The organism is Haliscomenobacter sp. (assembly GCF_033763495.1).
In the GTDB taxonomy this organism is placed as follows: domain Bacteria; phylum Bacteroidota; class Bacteroidia; order Chitinophagales; family Saprospiraceae; genus Haliscomenobacter.
In genome coordinates, this window is sequence record NZ_JANRKL010000130.1 from 1 (window position 1) to 18,989 (window position 18,989).

An 18,989-nucleotide genomic window follows, 5' to 3' on the forward strand; every position below is an offset into this window, starting at 1 on the left:
ATCTTTTGGTTTTCCCATATGAGTGCGTTTTATGGGATAAAAAATTGCTTAAATCGGTTCCTATTGCGAAAGTTAAGAACACTACCCCAAAGTACCAAGTAATAAACGTCAATTTGTCCTGAAGTTGTACATACAACCACAGAACGCAACCTTGTATGCAAGCTACAAACCCTGCCAAAGCTAAGTTTTCCAGAGATTTTTGAGGCAAAAAAAATGAAAAAATTCAAATTTTGTGCCTACTGCACCGGTCCTTCCTGTAATCTGCGGAGTTGTTCCATAAATGCAGGTCGACGCCGACGGGAAACTTCGATCTTGATGTTGTCATCCATAATTACGAAGCCTCCTTCTCCTTTCACAAACTTGCGCATGTAGTTCAAATTGATCACATGCCGTTTGTGAACCCTGTAAAAATTGAAGGGAGCTAACAAATCTTCGTAAGATTTGATTGTGCGGGATGCAGTGATTCTTTCACTGCTGTTGAGGTAGATGTGGGTATAATTGTCTTCTGCTTCGAAGCGTACAATGTCTTTGATGTTGACAAAGTAGATGCCATCTACAGCAGAAATGCTCATTTTTGAAAAAGCATTGGGGTTATTGTAATAAGCGCTGAAAATTTCCAAACGCTTATCCATCTGGTTTTTGGTGCGGATACGAATCCGGCTGACGGCTTCTTTTAGCGCGTCGGGGTCAATTGGCTTCAGAATGTAGCCAATCGAGCTGTATTCACAGGCTTTGATGGCGTACTCTTCGTAAGCTGTGACAAAGATAATCTCAAAATCTAAATTTTCCAACTGACTGAGCATTTGAAATATCAGTCCGTCGGGAAGACTTATGTCTAAAAAGGCAACATCAGGCTCTATCGTCTCATCAGACAACAGTACCAGAGCCTCGGAGTTGGTTCCGGCTTCCCCAATGATTTCAACCTGCTCGCAGTGTTGTTTGAGCAAGTTCTTGAGATTATTCCTTCCTTTAATCTCGTCTTCAACGATTATTGCCTTAATCACGTTTGTCGCTTTTTAAGAAGTAAATATCCTGAATGAAAAATTCAAAACCGATCGGGTACTCGTAAAGATACAAAAAAACAGAGAAAAGGGTTTTATATATGAAAAAAATAAATTTCTACCCTTTGGATAAATATTAGGCATTTCGTACCCGAAAAGTAGCAAAAAGGCGCCTAATGCTGATTTTTCCGCTCCCATTGACCAGTACTGAAAGCAGCCCTCCGGCAATGGCGATGTTTTTCATAAAGTGAATGGATTCCATCCGCCGCAGTTCCGGAGCATCATTCCAAAACGAATGAACAATCAGGGTTACGGGAATCCAATAAGCCAGCAACAAAAAAGCGCCCAAACTGGCCCGATACCCAATCAACACCAAAATGCTGCCCAGTACCAGGGCTACTACTGCGCCATAAAAGAGCAAATCTTGTCGCCACAATAAGCCATAATCGGTCATCATTTCCTTGGTTGCCTTGGCATACACAATGGAGTCGTAGGCTTCATAAAAAAAAATCAGCGAGATACACATACGACCGATGAGGTCCATGATGGCTTTCATGTCGAGGATTTGATCATTAAATGCCTGGACAATGTACTGACTTTATTCAATTTTTCACATGACATCCTTCCTTTTTTAAGATTTGTAAACCTCATAGCTTAGTTGTCGACATCATTTATAGTGGGCAAAAATAAATGTTCATTTTTCTTGAGCCAAAGGATTAGATAAGGCACTTGAAATGAAGCGTTTACTCATCTAATCCTTTGGCAAAATGAACAATTTATTTTTTATCACCCCTTAATCAGACTACATCATTTGTCAAGCTATGCAACAGAAGTATGTCTACGTCTTCAGCGCCTCCAGGACGGAGGGCGAAGCCTCCATGAAGAATTTACTCGGTGGAAAAGGCGCTAACCTAGCCGAAATGTGCCGTTTGGGAATTGTAGTTCCCCCCGGATTTACCATTACGACCGAAGCCTGTACCGAATACACCAAAAAAGGCAAAGATTACGTATTGAATCTCATCAAAGCCGAGGTGGAAGCGGGCGTTGCCTTGCTGGAAAAAGAGATGGGAAAAACTTTTGGCAACGACGACGATCCGCTACTCTTGTCCGTACGTTCTGGTGCACGTGCCTCCATGCCAGGTATGATGGACACCATCCTGAACTTGGGCATCAACGACCGTGCCGTTGAAGGCCTGGCCCGCAAGACCGGCAACGAACGTTTTGCCTGGGACTCCTACCGTCGCTTTGTACAAATGTATGGTGATGTGGTAATGGGCTTAAAACCCGTTTCCAAAGAAGACCATGATCCCTTCGAAGTCATCATTGACATGCTCAAGGAAGAGCGTGGAGTTACGCTTGATACAGAACTGGATGCCAACGATTTGCGAGAGCTCGTTCAACGTTTCAAATCCTTGATCCGCGCACGTTTGGGCCGCGATTTCCCCACCGATCCCTGGGAACAACTCTGGGGTGCCGTAGTTGCTGTTTTCGAGAGCTGGAACAACAACCGGGCCAGGGTTTACCGCGAATTGAATGACATCCCCGAATCATGGGGTACAGCTGTCAATGTACAGGCGATGGTTTTTGGCAACCTCGGCGATTCCAGTGCTACGGGTGTAGCTTTCACCCGCGATGCGGGCACGGGTGAAGACCTGTTCAACGGCGAATTCCTGGTCAATGCTCAGGGAGAAGACGTTGTTGCCGGGATTCGTACTCCACAACAAATCACCTTGGAAGGCTCACGCCGCTGGGCCCAACTGGCCTGCATCAGCGAAGAAGAAAGGCGTAAAAATTACCCTTCCCTGGAAGAAATCATGCCTGAAGTGTACCAACAATTGGTTGAAGCTGAAACCAAGCTCGAAAACCATTACAAGGACATGCAGGACGTGGAATTCACCATTCAGGAAGGAAAACTCTGGATGTTGCAAACCCGCAATGGCAAGCGCACCGGAGCCGCCATGGTACGGATTGCGATGGAAATGCTGGAGCAAGAGATGATTGATGAAAAAACGGCCCTGCTGCGAGTTGACCCCCATCGCCTGGATGAATTGTTGCACCCCATTTTTGATGCTGAAGCCATGGGCAATGCTCGGGTATTGGCGCGTGGGCTCCCTGCCTCACCTGGCGCTTCCACCGGGCAAATCGTCTTTTTTGCCGAAGATGCCGAAGAATGGGCCAAACATGGTCACGCTGTGATTTTGGTACGCCTCGAAACCTCCCCCGAAGACTTACGGGGCATGAGCGTAGCCAAGGGTATCCTCACTGCTCGTGGTGGGATGACTTCACACGCCGCTGTAGTGGCGCGTGGAATGGGCAAATGTTGCGTATCTGGTGCTGGTGCCATCCACGTGGATTACAAAAACCGCACTATGACAATAGATGGGCAAACCTGGCATCAGGGAGACTGGATTTCCCTAAATGGCTCTACAGGTGAAGTGTACGATGGCCAAATCACCACCAAAAATGCAGAACTGAGTGGCGACTTTGGTACACTGATGGCTCTGGCCGATAAATACCGCCGCATGGAGGTACGCGCCAACGCAGACACCCCAGAGGAAGCCGTGGTCGCTCGCGAATTCGGCGCCACTGGTATCGGGCTTTGCCGTACTGAGCACATGTTCTTTGAAGGAGATCGCATTCGCGCGGTCCGGGAAATGATCCTGGCTGACGATGAATTTGGTCGCCGCAAAGCTCTGGCCAAATTGTTGCCCATGCAACGCAGCGACTTCGAAGGCATTTTCCGCGAAATGCACGACCTACCCGTAACCATCCGTCTGCTTGATCCTCCATTGCACGAATTTGTACCGCACGATGAAGCCAGCCAGCAAGTGATGGCACAGGAAATGCGGGTTTCGCTAGGCAAAATCAAGATGCGTGTAGAAGAATTGGAAGAATTCAACCCAATGATGGGCCACCGGGGCTGCCGTTTGGGGATTACCTATCCCGAAATTACAGAAATGCAAACCCGCGCCATCATCGAAGCCGCGCTCAACGTACAAGCCAAAGGGATTGTGGTCAAACCGGAAATTATGGTTCCATTGATCGGTACCGTGCGCGAATACAATGCCCAGGCTGCCGTCATTCGCCGTACCGCGGAAATGGTTTTTGCGGAGCGTAAAGACAGGGTTCACTATTTGGTTGGCACCATGATCGAAACTCCACGGGCAGCCCTGATCGCAGATAGTGTAGGTAGTCAGGCCGAATACTTCTCCTTCGGTACCAACGACCTTACTCAATTGACCTTGGGCTTCTCGCGTGACGACGCAGGCAAATTCCTGCCTTACTACTTGAAAAATGGGATCTACGAAAAAGACCCATTCCAGTCTATCGACCAAAAAGGGGTAGGCATGCTGGTACAAATGGCCGTGCAAAAAGGTCGTTCGGTTCGGCCCGATCTGGAATTGGGTGTCTGCGGCGAACACGGCGGTGACCCTGCTTCCGTAGAGTTCTTCCACCGTAGTGGTCTGGATTATGTAAGTTGTTCTCCATTCCGGGTGCCAATCGCACGGCTAGCAGCGACACAGGCAGCCATCAAGGATGCTCCGAAAAAAGTGGAATTGAAGCAGAAGCCTGAATTGGAAGCGGTGGGTTGAAGTAATAATGTTTGATCGGAGCCGAGTCCTGGCTCCACTGACCCACCTGAAGGTTTGGTACCTCCGGGTGGGTTTTTTATTAGATTTGAGGTGTGATTTTTTTGCCATTTCCCACAAACACCTTCACCCCCTTCGCCACATTCTGCCCATCCATGGCCGCGGAAATAATCCCTCCTGCGTACCCTGCCCCTTCACCACAAGGGAACAAGCCCTGCACCCCATCGTGCATGTACGTCTCCGCGTTGCGTGGAATCCGAATCGGAGAGCTGGTCCGGCTTTCGGTGCCAATCACATTGGCTTCTTCGGTGTAATACCCTTTCATTTTGCGGCCAAAATCGGCTACCCCTTGCTTGAGGCGATTGTAGATGGCGGCAGGCAGCAACTCGTGTAAGGGCGCGGGCACTAAACCTGGGATGTAAGAGGAGTCCGGTAGGGTACTCGATATTTTTCCTTTGACAAAATCAGTCAAACGCTGAGCTGGCGCTTTTTGGCTACCATCGCCAAAATTGAACATGGCTTGTTCCACACTGCGTTGGAATTCCAGACCGGCAAAAACGCCATGCTGGGCAAAAGGCAACAGGTCCTCAACTTCAATGGCCACAACAGTGCCTGAATTGGCATACGGAGAATCACGACGCGATAAGGACATGCCATTCACCACAATTTCTCCGGGCGCAGTTGCGGCGGGTACCACCAGACCACCTGGGCACATACAGAAGGAAAAAACACCCCGACCTGCCACCTGAGTCACCAGCTTGTAACTGGCTGCTGGCAAATGTTCACCCCGATCAGGCAGGTGGTATTGGATGCGATCGATGAGCTGTTGGGAATGTTCGATGCGAACGCCCAGGGCAAAAGGTTTGGCTTCGATCGCAATTTGATGGCGATGTAGGAGGTAATAAATGTCGCGGGCAGAGTGGCCGGTGGCCAAAATGACGGCTTCCCCCCGGTATTCTTGATTTTCATTAACCACTACCCCCAGCATCCGACCCTGGTGCAGGATAAAATCGGTAACGTAACTGCCGAAATGGACTTCCCCGCCATAATGCTCAATGGTGGCCCGGATGTTCGCCACGATGTTTGGCAATTTATTGGAACCAATATGGGGGTGGGCATCAATGAGGATTTCGGAAGAAGCACCGTGTTCAACCAACAATTGCATGGCCTTGTCGATGGTGCCCCGTTTGTGGGAACGGGTATACAACTTGCCGTCGGAGTAGGTTCCAGCACCGCCTTCACCAAAACAATAGTTGGAGTGCGGGTTGACTTGCCCAAATTGCTGGATGGCCCGCAAATCCCGGCGGCGGGTTTGTACATCGGTGCCCCGATCCAGCACGATGGGTTTCAAACCTTGTTCAATCAATTCCAATGCAGCAAAATATCCCGCAGGGCCAGCCCCTACGATGAGCACCGAGGGGCGCCCGGCCACTGGTTTGAGTTGGGGCAGGAGAGCTGGTTCCGCCTGGTATTTTTCGCCAACGTATACGGCCACGCGCAGCAAAAAAACGGGTTGGCTGCTCCGGGCGTCTACCGAACGACGCAGTACCCGCAAGTCCTGGATTTGCTCTTCCCGCAGTTTTAATTTATTGGCTGCTTTACGCCGGATGGCGGTTTCGTCTTTGGCTTCGGCGGGCAGCAGTTTTATGTCGATCTCGTACGTCACGGTATTTTTTTTCGGGTCCATTCCCCTTTTTGGCCCTCGACAAAATCCTCGGGCACAAAAATATTGACACTTATGTTTTCGGGTATTTCACCACTGGTTAGGGTATTTAAAATGCCCCGGTTACGCAAGTCAAATTTGACGTGCAAACGGTCTACTGACTTCACCGGATCCAATCGATACCTCCCTTGTTCAATCAAACCTTTAAGAATACTGTCTGTGCTGTTTTCTTTGTGCACCACAAAAATTTCCAACATAATCGAATTGCTGGGCCAGGATTGCACTTTGAGCGAATCATAAAATTCAAAAGTGATGGTTTGGATGCTATCCGAAACTTCAATCACTTCATGAATGGTGCGTTTGATCTGGGCATTGATCAACAACGGCAGCGCAAAAAGACAAAAGGCTAGCAGCAATTTTTTCATAAGTCCTTACTGTATTGATTTCCGGATTTTTACCAATTTTTCCAACATCGCTTCGAGGCGTTCCAAAGGTAACATATTTGCTCCATCAGATTTGGCCTCAGCCGGGCGTGGGTGGGTTTCGATGAACAAACCATCTACCCCAACCGCAATGGCCGCTTTGGCTACCGTTTCGATTAGAGCTGGGCGGCCACCTGTAACACCACTGGCCTGGTTGGGTTGTTGGAGTGAGTGAGTACAATCCAAAACGACAGGTACGCCGAAAGATTGCATCACGGGCAGCCCGCGATAATCGATCACCAAATCCTGATAACCGAAGGTTACCCCGCGCTCAGTCAGGATGATTTTTTCATTGCCCGACTGCCGAATTTTATCTACTGCATACTTCATGGCTTCGGCGCTCATGAACTGCCCTTTTTTGACGTTGACCACCTTTCCTGTATCGGCAGCAGCGACCAAAAGGCTGGTTTGGCGACACAAAAAGGCCGGAATTTGCAACACATCAACGTATTGTGCGGCCAGGGCAGCTTCTTCATCGGTGTGGATATCCGTGGTGGTGGGGATGTTGTAGTGCTGACCTACTTTTTTCAACACTTCCAGGGCCTGTTCATCCCCAATTCCGGTAAAAGAATCGAGGCGTGAGCGATTGGCTTTGCGGTAAGAGCCCTTAAAGATGTAGGGGATTTGAAATTGGGTGCACAGTTGGTGTACTTTTTCAGCAATTTCAAAGGCGATGTCTTCGCCCTCGATGGCACAAGGTCCTGCGATGAGGAAAAAATTTCCGCTATCGAGATGCTTAAGATTGGGTATTTTGTCCAGCATATTTGAATTATGGTCTAAGAAAACGCAAATTTACACGCAAAATTAATCCCTTTGCCCTATTCTAGTGTTAAACGAGTGTTTATCAATCCAATCAAAATGCGATTCACCATCTTTATCCTTGTTTTATTGGTCATCGACTTTTATAGTTTTCAAGCGATTAAGCTCATTGTGCAAGACTGGTCGATGTTGGCAAAAAATACTGCCTATGGCTTTTTCTGGGGCCTGACCGCATTCAGTGTTTTTTACCTCCTGGCTCATTACTGGGGCTGGGCCGATGGCTGGAGCAAAAACATGGAAACCTATTCCCGGACCGTTGTTTTTATCATCTATATTTCCAAGTTCCTGATTGTCCCCATGTTGCTCATCGACGATTTGCGTCGACTGACCATGTGGGTCGCTCAACGAGTGAACGGGGATCCGAATTTTGACATTGGTCGCTCCAAATTTTTGAGCAAAATGGGCGTGTTTTTGGGTGCCATCCCATTCTTTACCCTGTCCTATGGCATTCTCCGCAATCCCTATCGGTACAAGTTGTTTCAGCAAACCATCGGAATAAAGGGTTTATCGCCCAAGTTGGCTGGTTTAAAAATTGTCCAAATTTCGGACATTCACTCCGGGAGTTTCACGTTTAAGGATCCGGTCAAAAATGCCATCGACATCATCAATGCCCAAAAACCCGATCTGGTTTTTTTTACGGGAGATTTGGTCAACGACCATGCCGATGAAATGGCGGATTACATGGATGTTTTTGACAAAATTGAAGCCAAGTACGGGGTGTATTCTGTTTTGGGCAACCATGATTACGGCGACTATCATCCCTGGAAAAATGAGGAAGAACAAGCCGCCAACCTTGAAAAGCTGAAAGGCATTCACAAAAAACTGGGTTGGAATTTGTTGATGAACGAACACCGCCTCCTCGATATCAATGAGGAAAAAGTAGCCGTGATTGGGGTTGAAAACTATTCAGCCTTGCCCCAGTTTCCCAAAAAGGGCCGCCTGGCCGATGCGCACCAGGGTTCGGATGACGCCAATGTTAAACTTTTGCTTTCACACGACCCCTCACATTGGGACTTGCAAATTGTTCCTGACTTCAAGGACATCAATGTCACTTTTTCAGGACATACCCATGGCTTTCAGTTTGGGGTAGAAATTCCCGGCTGGATCAAATGGAGCCCTGCTCAATTCATGTACAAACAATGGGCAGGCCTGTATCAACAAGGTGAGCAGTTTTTGTACGTCAATCGCGGCCTGGGCTTTTTGGGGTACCCTGGTCGGGTAGGTATTTTGCCTGAGGTGACACTAATTGACTTACAACCAGCTTAAATTTTGCTTCAAGGCTGTAATTTTATTTAAGGTTACCCAACTAACCCTGAAAGCCTTATATTTGGGCTTTCGTACAATCCATCACACAAATTACACAGAGCATGATCCTGTTTTTTGTACTGAGTTACGTATTGTTGAGTGTAAGTTTATACTTCATTTTTCAAAAATGTGGAGAAGCAGCCTGGAAAGGCCTGGTTCCAGGATACAACTTTATCGTATGGTGTAAGCTGGTGGGGCGCAAAGCCACCCACGCCATCTTTCTTTTGTTTCCGCTCGTCAACATCTTCATCTATGCTGGCCTGGCAGTCGATATGGTGCGTTCTTTTGGTAAGCTCAAATTTTACCATAGTGCCCTGGCGGTATTGTTTGCTCCTTTTTATTTCCTGTACCTGGGAACCAATAAAACGGACAAATACGAAGGGCCTATTTTGCCCAAGGAGCGGGATTACCGCCATAAATTGCACGAGTCTCGAGCCAATGAACGGCAACACAAAAAATTATTGGCTGAAAATCCTTACAAAAAATCAGGAATTCGGGAATGGACTGAGGCCATCATTTTTGCCGTTTTTGCCGCAGCTTTTATTCGGATGTTTTTGATTGAAGCTTATGTAATTCCTACTTCCTCCATGGAGGGTTCGATGATGGTAGGCGACTTTTTGTTCGTGAGCAAACCCAGCTATGGTTTGCGGATGCCTCAAACCGTGGCAATGGTTCCACTTTTGCACAACCGCATTCCTATCGTCAATACAGAATCATATCTGGAAAAACCCAAGCTCAACTACAATCGGCTGAAGGCATTTGAAAGCATTGACCACAATGATCCGGTCGTGTTCAATTACCCAGAAGGCGATAGTGTGTATATTTTCCCGAACCGCACCTGGAGTATTTACGATTTCAGGCGGGGAAGTGTTTCTCCCGAGGCCAGTTCCATGATCGGCATCGGTCAGGCTAAATTGGTCACCCGCCCCATGGACAAAATGGACCACTACATCAAACGTTGTATTGGTCTACCCGGCGATTCCCTCCAAATCCGCAATCGCCAGGTGTACATCAATGGTAAACCCGGCGCAAATCCCAAATATTTGCAGTACATGTATCAGGTGTACAATCCATCCGGAGCAGGTATCAACCCTCAGCAGTTCAGCGATTGGGGCATTTCAACGGAGGATCAATTGCAAGGCGTCAGCGGAGGCAGCTCAAACATGATGCTGATTCTGAACAATGAACAAAAGGCCAAGCTCAAAGCAATGGACAAAAACATTGTAATGGAGCATGTTGATATGAGTCGGACCCAAAGTCGTTTGTTCCCATATGATACCGCCCATTTTGGACGCTGGGACCTGGACAACTACGGCCCGATTTACATTCCGAAAAAAGGGGCAACGATTGCACTCAACGCCGAATCCATCGCCTTGTACCGCCGGGTAATCAGCAAATACGAAGGCAATGATTTTGCGGAGCGCGATGGCCAATTTTTTGTAAATGGCAAAGCAGCCACCAGCTATACCTTCAAGCAGAATTATTACTGGATGATGGGGGACAACCGCCACAATTCGGAAGATTCACGCTATTGGGGCTTTGTTCCTGAAGACCATGTAGTGGGTAAACCACTGTTGATCTGGTTCTCATTGAAAGAAGGAAGTCTGTCCAAAGGAATCAACTGGCGGAGGATTTTTATGTCGCCGGGGAATCGGTAAGATTTGCTGATGGTAAAAAAAGGGCGCATTCCATGATGAGAATGCGCCCTTTTTTTATTCCTGCACCGTCAACACCCGCTGTGGGCTCAACATATACGGCGGCAAATACGCAGGAATATTGCTAAAGGGCAACACCTCCGGCTTCAGTTTTATGCCGATCACCTCCGCCATAAACTTCCGGCGGGCCTGGATCCGTTGCCACATTTCCGGGAATTTTTGTGCCAATTCTGCGCGTAGCGCTTCATCAGCCAGCGCGATCCCATCCTCGATGTTGCTGGTGTGGTAGGCGGTTCCGGTACCCGGGATCACATCTACCTGTAGAGCCATGCCGGATTTGAATTTTAGTTCCGATCCCTTGAATACTGGCGAATGCACCCACTCATCGATGTGGATGTAATGCCCAGGATTGAGTTTTACTCCATAAAAAGGATCGCCGATTTCGCCGTGGATGATGTCGTACAATTCCCCGGCAGGTACCCCGATGCCGATGTGCTCATACCATTTGACAATGGCCCGAAAATAGGGAATGGCCAGTTTTTGCAGGTAATCCCCTACCCCATCCGGCAACTCGCTTTCATCGTGTACGAGCCAGCCAGCCCGGGCATTCAAACCGCCCCAAAGGCACATGGCCATGGTGAATGGTTCGCCTATCTTAAGTGTGTTCATCGATGGACTGGGCAGGCCGTAAGCCGCCCGGGGGCCATTGGTTAGCATGGTATGCGCTCCCAAGGGGAAGCCGTTGAGTTGCATCAGGGTCGTTGCCTGCATTTCGGTCATGCCTGGTTGCATGTTGAAAAGCACATTTTTGAGGCCAGTAGAGGTATGGCAAGCAGCGAATTCAAAAAGGGCCAATTGTTCGGCTTCGTTCAAAATGCGCAAGCCATCGTCCGGATTCATCAACAGGGCATTGGCATTGCGGACCTGGCGGTGATTGCCACTGAGCTTGCGCAGGGTATCAATCAGGTAAGAGGGGGTTTCAAAACAATAGTCTGGCTCGTCGAATTCGGCAGCAGAAAAATACTTCCAGCCCGCTACCCCGATGGTACTTTTTGCATCTACTCCCGCATCCTTTAAGGCTTGGCTCAGGGATACGCCCGACAAGCGGTCTTGTCCCATCAAGCTCAAGGATTGAAACAACACTCGTTGTACTGGCAAAGGGGCCAATTCCGCATAACCCCAGCCCTCGTTGCCCAACAACAAATGGGGCAACCCCCTTTTGCCAATGATCAATAAACTTTCTTCAAAACGTGGGTCGTAGCCACAAAGGTAGGTGGTGTTGGCGTTGTGCTCACGGTCGCCGTAAACGATCACAAAATCGAGGGCTTCGGCCTGCATTTTTTGGCGCAATCTGGCGATGCGCGCTTCGTAAATGGACTGGCTCAGCGATGGTTCAGCGGAGGGCATGCCAAAGTTTGGCAGTTCAACGGTGTTCAGGTTGATGGTCATGATGCGTGTAGGTTGAAGGGGCAAAATAAAGGTTTTAGTGGAAATCAAGGATCATCTCCAAGTTTCATTATCAACATAAAAATTAGCACAAAGGACACCAAGGAGGGCACCAAAGGACACAAAGATCGTCTACGTATAACTTTGTGCCCTTTGCGCCCTCCTTGGTGTCCTTTGTGCTAAAAAGTGTCGCTTTGGTATTTTTAAAACCTTGGGATAAAATCTTGGCGTAAGGTTACAGTTTCAGCAATTGACTCGAAGCGTACCCCTTAGTCGTCCGCAGACGCAGATAATACGTCCCACTCTGCAACCCACTTAGATCCAATTCTTTTTGATTCTCCCCCGCTGCCATACTTTGGTTGGCCGCCAAACTCCGTACCCAACGCCCCTGCACATCAAACACATCCAACCAAATGGGTTCGGCCTCTTTGAGTTTAAAAGAGATGAGGGCTTGAGATTGAACTGGATTGGGCGCTACATTGAGCTCCAGCTCTTCCAATTTGAGCTCGCGGCTGTTGGTCACTTCCTCAGGTGCCAGGATCAGGTTTTCGTCCCCAGGTTGGTAGGCCGTGAAGGTAAAGTACACCAACATCATTTCATCGGTAGTGCCCTCTCCTACCCGCACTTCTTTGGGTGGTGAATTGGGGTTGTCAAAATTGTTGACGGTATTGTCGTATACCGTTTCGCCATAAACGGTTGTTCCGGCCGGAATCACCATTGCTTTGGGAAACAAATAAAATCCTTGCCAATGGAAATCCCAGTCGTTGATGCGGATGACTTTCAGGGTGTCTTTTTTCGGTGTAATGCCCCAAACCTTGATGGATTTACCCAATAAGTGCATATGCGGCGCTACGGCAATCACGGTACCTTGAATCGGAACCCTCAATTGTGACTTGATGGTTTTCACCTGATTGGCGGGTAAAACGAGTGGTCCATTGGTGAGGGACAAAAAATGGTTGAGTAAGGGCAGTGTCTCCAGGCGGCGCATTGGCCCCGACTCCAAACGGGCCAAAAAACGGGTTCGATCGGTTTTTCCTTTTGAGCCAGGTGCATAGTGAACTTGCAGAATTATGGTGGCGTTTTTTGGCAACAATTGGCCCATCCCTTTGGGATAAAAAGTAGGGAGACTACCGGGCACCCAGGCACCGATTTGTACCGCTGATTGGGAGCCAACGCCTCCAAAACTGGTATAGCCCGGCCCAGGGTCGCGTGCATCCAAGGTCAGTGCCGTTTTGGCCGTATCTGCGTACACCAATACGTGGTGCACCACCTCACCGTTACCCGGCACACACTCAAAAGCAGTGATGAATTTGTCGACATTGATTCCACTGGCAATGGGAAAGCAACGGTATACATCCTTCTCAGCAGAAATGGTGTATTCTGGAATTTCCAGGCTCAGTTGGGGCGTGCTTATTACCGGTGCGTTATTGTATTCCGGGACTTTGGGCGCATCCTTGGGATTGCCGTAGGAAGCAGCTCCCGCAACCCATTCCTGGATCAGGTGGATTTCATCGGCGCTCATCAGGCGCTCGTGAGCAAAGCGGCTGTAAGTGGGATCGGGTGGCCAGGGCGGCATTTTACCCGTCTTTACCGAGTATTCAATTGAAAAACGGTTGAAATAGGCATCTTCATAAGTCACCAGAGGAAAAGGTGCCAATCCTCCATCGTGGTGGCAAGGGGTACAATGTTTGTAAAGAATCGGAGCAATATCCAGGGTCCATACCGGGTTGTGCGCCGAACTTATGTTCCATCCAATCAGAACCAATACTAGTGATAAAAGTAATTTCTGCTGCATAATTATGGGTTTTAGAAATAAGACGAGAAAAATGGGGCGAAGTTTAGTGGAGGGGGAAAGTTTAACATAGTTGAGGAGTTGAGAGAAGTTGAGAAGTTGAGGAGTTGAGGCTACCGCGAGCGATCCTTACACTTCGGCTACGCTCAGTGACCGGATCGCTCGCGGTAGCCTCAACTCCTCAACTCCTCAACCTCACTTCGAGCTAAAACACGAAGCCGGCAACCCCACCCCATTGAACAAGTTCGGCGTAGCGGTATTGCCCCAGGCATAACGCACCATCGTCGGTCGGGTTACTTTTTCAGCTTGCACTTCTACAAGGTTATCCTTGTTGATTTTGGCTTCGGCAGGGTAAAAAATTCCATCTTCACCAGCCAGTTCGAAGTGGGTGATTTTATTGCCCTTGAAGTGCAAACCTTCTGCATTGGCGAAATACACCAACATTTGATTGGCATTGGCCCGATGGCTGAGGTAATAGGGACCTTCAACCAGTCCATTTTTAATTTTGTACTGTTTTACCAAAGCCAGATTAGCCAGGCGCAAGCCCACATCCTGTTTATTGCGCGGATGGATATCGGTCGTATCACCAATGTCACTGGTAACCACCATGCCCGTATTGGGTACAGTGAGGGTACGGCGTTGGGCGTCGCGCAGGGCGGCACCTTCGACTGGGTTTCCGTATTTGTAGGGGGCGATTTGGCAATAGTAAAAGGGAAATTCCTGCCCCCATTTTTTGCGCCAGCTACTGATCAATGCGGTCATCGTTTCTTTGTAGGCATAGGCTGTACTTACATTGGACTCGCCCTGGTACCACAAAGCCCCCGCAATTTTGAATTTGGTAAGCGGCTCAATCATTGCGTTGTAAATGCGCGCAATTTCAGTAGGGCCCCAAGGTACAGGTTCCAGCTTTTTGGCAGCTGTAAGGATCAGGTCATTGCCTTCGAAGGTTTCGGAAGGCATCCAGCATTCAGCGGGGGTGCCGCCCCAACTGGAGTTGAGCAGTCCAATCGGTACTTTTAGCTCTGCTTGTAATTTGCGGGCAAAAAAGTAGGCCACAGCGCTGAAATTTTGCATGCTCTCCGGGCTACATTCTGCCCATTGTCCCTCCAGGTCGATTTGTGGGGTGATTGCAGTACGGTGAGTCACCGAAAAAAAACGTATTTTAGGATATTTCGCTTGTTTGACTTCTTCCTGCGCATTGTTGATGCCCATATTGGCCGTCCATTCCATATTGGATTGTCCCGAACAGAGCCAAACCTCACCAATCAATACATTTTTGAGCACAATTTCATTGTAGCCCTTGATGGTCAGGTTGTAAGCCGTAATACTACCTTTAGGTGTTTTGACAGCTACCGACCAGGTGCCTTGACTGCTGGCTTCGGTACTGAGGATATTGCCATCCCAAGGGGTGCTGATGCTGATTTTTTCCATGGGTTTGCCCCAGCCCCAAATGATCAGTTCACTGTTTTGTTGCAAAACCATATTGTCGGAAAATACGGCTGGTAGGGATACCGCCCAGGAGAGTTGTACAAACGCTAAAAGGCAGAGTGTAAAAAAATACTTGATCGTTTGTTGTGACATGATAGACAGCTGTTTTTGACTATTTTAAGGAGCTAAAGATGAACAATTTGCCGAAAGTGGGCAACCTGGAACCCATTTTTCTTCAACTCCTTCAATTGGGAGCTCTTCGGATTCAGCAAGGGATTCGTATGATTGAGATGGATGAAATAGATTTTTTGCTTTTCTGAAATTGGAAGGTCTTTAAAACGCTGCATACTTTCCACCACAAAAGGATGGGGAATTTCGGACATATTGCGGTAATTGAGTTCGGCATTGTCGTAAAAGGTGGCATCCAAAAAAGCATAATCTACCTTTTTAATCTCCTCCACAATGTCCAAAGACCAGCGCTCCCATTTGTCGATATCCGGGATAAACAAGGCCGATTTATTGGGCCCTTCAATGCGATAACCCACCGTTTCCGAAAACTCATCCCGGTGCGGCACTTGCAGAGGGGTAACTTGAAGGTTGGCAGACAATCGCTGAGGCTCCAGGTTTTTCAAGCCTTGAATGGAAATGTTTTTCAAAGCAAGCAATTGGCTCCAGGGGCCATTTTTTTCTAAAAACTCCTGCATTTTAGGCATGGCGTACACAGGAGTGGACTTCGCGTTCATACTTTCCCGGCCCAGGTACATCAGTCCGCTGTAGTGACCAATGTGAGCATGGGTCAAAAAAATCCCATTGGGCGCTTCTTCCTGGCGAAAAGGGCTATAGGTTTTGAGCAATTTCATTTGGCGAGGCAAATCTGGCGTGGCTTCAAACAAAAAATTCAGTTTATTCAGCGGGTCTATCAAGCCAAGCGAGACCACCATGCGGGTGGGATCAGGTTTTGAAAAAAGGGTTGCGCAACAGTCTTTCGTGCAGCCTGCATGGGGCGAACCTGCATCCTGGATGGTGCCCAAAACAATTATTGCCGGGGAATCAATGGGGGCCGGCTGCACAGACAACAAGAATAAAGCATTAATAATCAACAGCAAATAGGCTATTTTCATGTTCTTAGTTTATCGCCACAAAAAAAATGTAACGCATCTGACAAAATTCCATACAACCAGAGTAGCACCTTCCTCCATCTTTACCCCCAAAAGCCCCAAACTCTCACAAGCTCAATATACGGCGATCTCATTTTGATCGCCAAACCCTCTCCTAATTTCATTTTGGTATTGCCATGCCTGGCGCGTAGGTATTGACCTTTCCGCACCATGAATTGCTATACCCATTTCGAGCTGACAGCTTTGACCCGCTGCTCAGCCCGGGGATTTTATGCTCATTTTTGAACTAAAAATAATTGAATGTGAGAAATTTAACCGACTTACTGCTATTTTTTGTCCTAGCCATTTGGCTGGCGGCTTGCCAACACAGCACGCTGGTAGGTGACGATTTGATCGATGAGGACAATACCCAGGTACAGGAAATAGACACCCTTAGTGTGGAAACGGGAAGTCTGTTGCTTGACTCGGTATACACCTCAGATGGAACGCGGCTATTGGCAGGTGCTTATCAAGACCCCTACCTGGGTGAAATCAGCGCAGCATGTTTTTTCAACCTAGACACCATAGGCAATTTTTCCATTGAAGACGACGACAATCTTCGTTTTGATTCGTTGAGTTTATCCTTGCGTCAGGATTATGCCTATCCGGCTACCAACCACCTGCAAAAGCTTGCCGTATATGCCCTGGATGAAGCGCTGGATGATGAAACCCTTTATTTTAATGACGCTGAGCCCATTGGGGCCAGCCGAAAATTGGCCAGTGCCCATTTCAACACCAGGATTACCCAAAACAAAAGTTTCAATATTCGTTTGCCTGATGATTTGGGTCAAAGTTTGTTTCGATTGGCCAAAGACCAAATTGACATCGAAATTGAAGAGGTTTTAAAAGGGCTGAAATTGGTGCAGGAAGGCAGCGCGGAGGGGCAATCCGTGATGGGGTTTGCGACCGATAGCGTGGAACTTCGTTTGTATTACCAGGATCGCCGGACGGGTGAAGCAGGTACTGTTGAACTGGGTTTGAAGCCAGGGCGGCGATTCAATCGCATCTACGGGGATCGCAGTGCCACATCCATCCGTAACCTCACTCAGGTGGGCGTGCCCCTATCGTCTCGCTTGAGCAAAGGGGAGTCTTACATTCAGGCGGGTGTGGGCATTTGTACCAAAATTGACTTTCCCACCTTACGTAGCATTCGTCAGAATCGTACCATCAGCATCAATCTGGCTTATCTGGACATTCAACCGCTCAAAAACAGCTACCAGGGCAGTGACCTGGATTTGCCCAATACCCTTCATGTGTACGCGCCCACGCATAAAAACACGCTCAAAGAAACCTACTGGTACAATAGAGATTTTAACTCGGTCAACATCACGCGTACCGTAAATCCGCTGACCGGAAATGCCAATTACCGCATTTACCTCACGGATTACATCCACGACATCATCAACCAGGATGCGGACGACTACGAGGGAATCCTTTTGTACACGCCGGCCTACACCACAGGCATAAATGAAGTGGTGCGGATGGTATTGCCCAGCCAGCAAACTTCCCGGGACGCCATCAAACTGCATGTAATTTTCACCGTAATTAAATAAACAAGCATGTTTTATCAACCGACTTTAACTCGTTTTTCTTGGAGCACGCTGATGCTCCTGCTACTCTCACTAGGACTAGGCACCTTGGGTTGTGACCTTGGTGGTGACGATGATGAAGACCTCCTTGGGGATTGGGAGCAGATCAATTCCGGTTTTCCCGGGGTTGGGCGCAATGCCGCTGTGAGTTTTACCATTGACAACATCACTTACGTTGGCCTGGGCTTTGATGAAGACGGCGAACGTTTGAGTGATTTTTGGGCGTATAACCCAAGCCAGGGATTCTGGGACAATCTAGGGCGCCTCAATACCGATGCCCAAGCCCGGTTTCCTGGGACTCCACGCAATGGTGCAGTGGCTTTTGCCCTCAATGGCAAAGGCTACGTAGGGCTGGGGGATAGTGACCAGGACTACCTCTCTGATTTTTATGAATACACTCCTGGTACCAGAACCTGGCGAAAAGTGGCTGATTTCCCGGGAGGTGCCCGGCGAGGAGCGATCGCTTTTGTGATTGGAGACAAAGCGTATGTGGGGACTGGATACAACGACAATTACCTGGTAGACATGTGGAGTTATGATGGCAAAAGTGATACCTGGACGCCAATCCGCGATTTTGGCGGCTCCAAACGTGAAGGGGCTACTGCGGTGGTGTTCAATGACAAGGCCTACGTAGGTTTTGGCAATAGCAACGGGGTAGCGCAGAAAAACCTCTACCTTTTTGACCCTTCCCAAAATACCTGGACTGAAGTGGAAAGTTTGAGGGATGATGAAGATGAAGATCAGGAAAACATGGAATCCAGGGTGTCAGCCAGCGCTTTTGTGTTGGATCAACGGATCTTTTTTTTCGGAGGAAGCACTGGCGGGTACTACCTGGGCGACGTATGGGCCTACAATCCAGCCCTGGATACCTGGACCGAACATACGGCGCTGAGTAATGATTGTGGGTCAGCTCGAGCTACCACCATTGTGTTCAGCTTTGGCAATCTGGCATATGTGACCACCGGGACAGCTGGCAGTGGCCGTTTTGATGATTTGTGGACTTTTTCGCCGGATGCGGAGCAGGAGGATTGTGATTGAGAAACTATCATTTACATGAGTCAT

Annotated in this window: 14 protein-coding genes; 5 read left to right on the forward strand and 9 right to left on the reverse strand. The window is 48.4% G+C overall.

The window, feature by feature from the left end; all coding sequences use genetic code 11:
- Positions 1 to 236: 236 nt before the first annotated feature.
- Together SFV55_RS13550 and SFV55_RS13555 are read right to left on the reverse strand one after the other, a co-directional pair.
- Positions 237 to 1,004: a LytTR family DNA-binding domain-containing protein gene (locus SFV55_RS13550; RefSeq protein ID WP_320030049.1), complete on the reverse strand. Its 768-nt coding sequence runs from the start codon at positions 1,002 to 1,004 to the stop codon at positions 237 to 239.
- Between the two features lie 133 nt (positions 1,005 to 1,137).
- The gene (locus SFV55_RS13555) at positions 1,138 to 1,557 is read right to left on the reverse strand and encodes a DoxX family protein (RefSeq protein ID WP_320030050.1); all 420 of its coding nucleotides are present in this window, start codon (positions 1,555 to 1,557) and stop codon (positions 1,138 to 1,140) included.
- A gap of 265 nt (positions 1,558 to 1,822) precedes the next feature.
- On the opposite strand from SFV55_RS13555, the gene ppdK reads away from it, so the two are divergent.
- On the forward strand, positions 1,823 to 4,594 hold the full coding sequence (gene ppdK / locus SFV55_RS13560) for a pyruvate, phosphate dikinase (RefSeq protein ID WP_320030051.1): 2,772 nt from the start codon (positions 1,823 to 1,825) through the stop codon (positions 4,592 to 4,594).
- Between the two features lie 79 nt (positions 4,595 to 4,673).
- Here ppdK and SFV55_RS13565 read toward each other — a convergent pair whose 3' ends face one another.
- The 3 genes from SFV55_RS13565 to kdsA are packed head-to-tail and all read right to left on the reverse strand — an operon-like array spanning position 4,674 to position 7,498.
- On the reverse strand, positions 4,674 to 6,278 hold the full coding sequence (locus SFV55_RS13565; RefSeq protein ID WP_320030052.1) for an NAD(P)/FAD-dependent oxidoreductase: 1,605 nt from the start codon (positions 6,276 to 6,278) through the stop codon (positions 4,674 to 4,676).
- Positions 6,254 to 6,679 carry a hypothetical protein gene (locus SFV55_RS13570; RefSeq protein WP_320030053.1) on the reverse strand — a complete coding sequence of 142 codons (426 nt, stop codon included), beginning with the start codon at positions 6,677 to 6,679 and terminating at the stop codon, positions 6,254 to 6,256. The genes SFV55_RS13565 and SFV55_RS13570 overlap by 25 nt, the downstream gene beginning before the upstream one ends.
- A 6-nt stretch (positions 6,680 to 6,685) precedes the next feature.
- Positions 6,686 to 7,498, reverse strand: a complete 813-nt coding sequence (kdsA, locus tag SFV55_RS13575; protein WP_320030054.1) for a 3-deoxy-8-phosphooctulonate synthase — start codon at positions 7,496 to 7,498, stop codon at positions 6,686 to 6,688.
- Between the two features lie 96 nt (positions 7,499 to 7,594).
- Between kdsA and SFV55_RS13580 the strand changes: the two genes are divergently transcribed.
- Both SFV55_RS13580 and lepB read left to right on the forward strand, forming a co-directional pair.
- Complete coding sequence (locus tag SFV55_RS13580) at positions 7,595 to 8,821, forward strand: metallophosphoesterase (protein ID WP_320030055.1); 1,227 nt, start codon at positions 7,595 to 7,597, stop codon at positions 8,819 to 8,821.
- Between the two features lie 101 nt (positions 8,822 to 8,922).
- Entirely contained in the window at positions 8,923 to 10,518 is a 1,596-nt protein-coding gene (gene lepB / locus SFV55_RS13585; protein WP_320030056.1) for a signal peptidase I, read from the forward strand.
- Between the two features lie 54 nt (positions 10,519 to 10,572).
- On the opposite strand, the gene SFV55_RS13590 is transcribed toward lepB, so the two are convergent.
- The 4 genes from SFV55_RS13590 to SFV55_RS13605 all read right to left on the reverse strand — a co-directional run bounded on the left by SFV55_RS13590 (position 10,573) and on the right by SFV55_RS13605 (position 16,302).
- Positions 10,573 to 11,964 (reverse strand): aminopeptidase P family N-terminal domain-containing protein, encoded by a 1,392-nt coding sequence (locus SFV55_RS13590; RefSeq protein WP_320030057.1) that lies wholly within the window; start codon positions 11,962 to 11,964, stop codon positions 10,573 to 10,575.
- 232 nt (positions 11,965 to 12,196) lie between these two features.
- Positions 12,197 to 13,756 (reverse strand): T9SS type A sorting domain-containing protein, encoded by a 1,560-nt coding sequence (locus tag SFV55_RS13595; RefSeq protein ID WP_320030058.1) that lies wholly within the window; start codon positions 13,754 to 13,756, stop codon positions 12,197 to 12,199.
- A 192-nt stretch (positions 13,757 to 13,948) separates the two neighbouring features.
- Positions 13,949 to 15,334 (reverse strand): sialate O-acetylesterase, encoded by a 1,386-nt coding sequence (locus SFV55_RS13600; RefSeq protein ID WP_320030059.1) that lies wholly within the window; start codon positions 15,332 to 15,334, stop codon positions 13,949 to 13,951.
- Positions 15,335 to 15,366: 32 nt separating this feature from the next.
- Positions 15,367 to 16,302 carry an MBL fold metallo-hydrolase gene (locus tag SFV55_RS13605; protein WP_320030060.1) on the reverse strand — a complete coding sequence of 312 codons (936 nt, stop codon included), beginning with the start codon at positions 16,300 to 16,302 and terminating at the stop codon, positions 15,367 to 15,369.
- 299 nt (positions 16,303 to 16,601) lie between these two features.
- Between SFV55_RS13605 and SFV55_RS13610 the strand changes: the two genes are divergently transcribed.
- Both SFV55_RS13610 and SFV55_RS13615 read left to right on the forward strand, forming a co-directional pair.
- Complete coding sequence (locus SFV55_RS13610) at positions 16,602 to 17,891, forward strand: DUF4270 family protein (RefSeq protein ID WP_320030061.1); 1,290 nt, start codon at positions 16,602 to 16,604, stop codon at positions 17,889 to 17,891.
- A gap of 6 nt (positions 17,892 to 17,897) precedes the next feature.
- On the forward strand, positions 17,898 to 18,965 hold the full coding sequence (locus SFV55_RS13615) for a Kelch repeat-containing protein (RefSeq protein WP_320030062.1): 1,068 nt from the start codon (positions 17,898 to 17,900) through the stop codon (positions 18,963 to 18,965).
- The last annotated feature ends 24 nt before the right edge of the window (positions 18,966 to 18,989 follow it).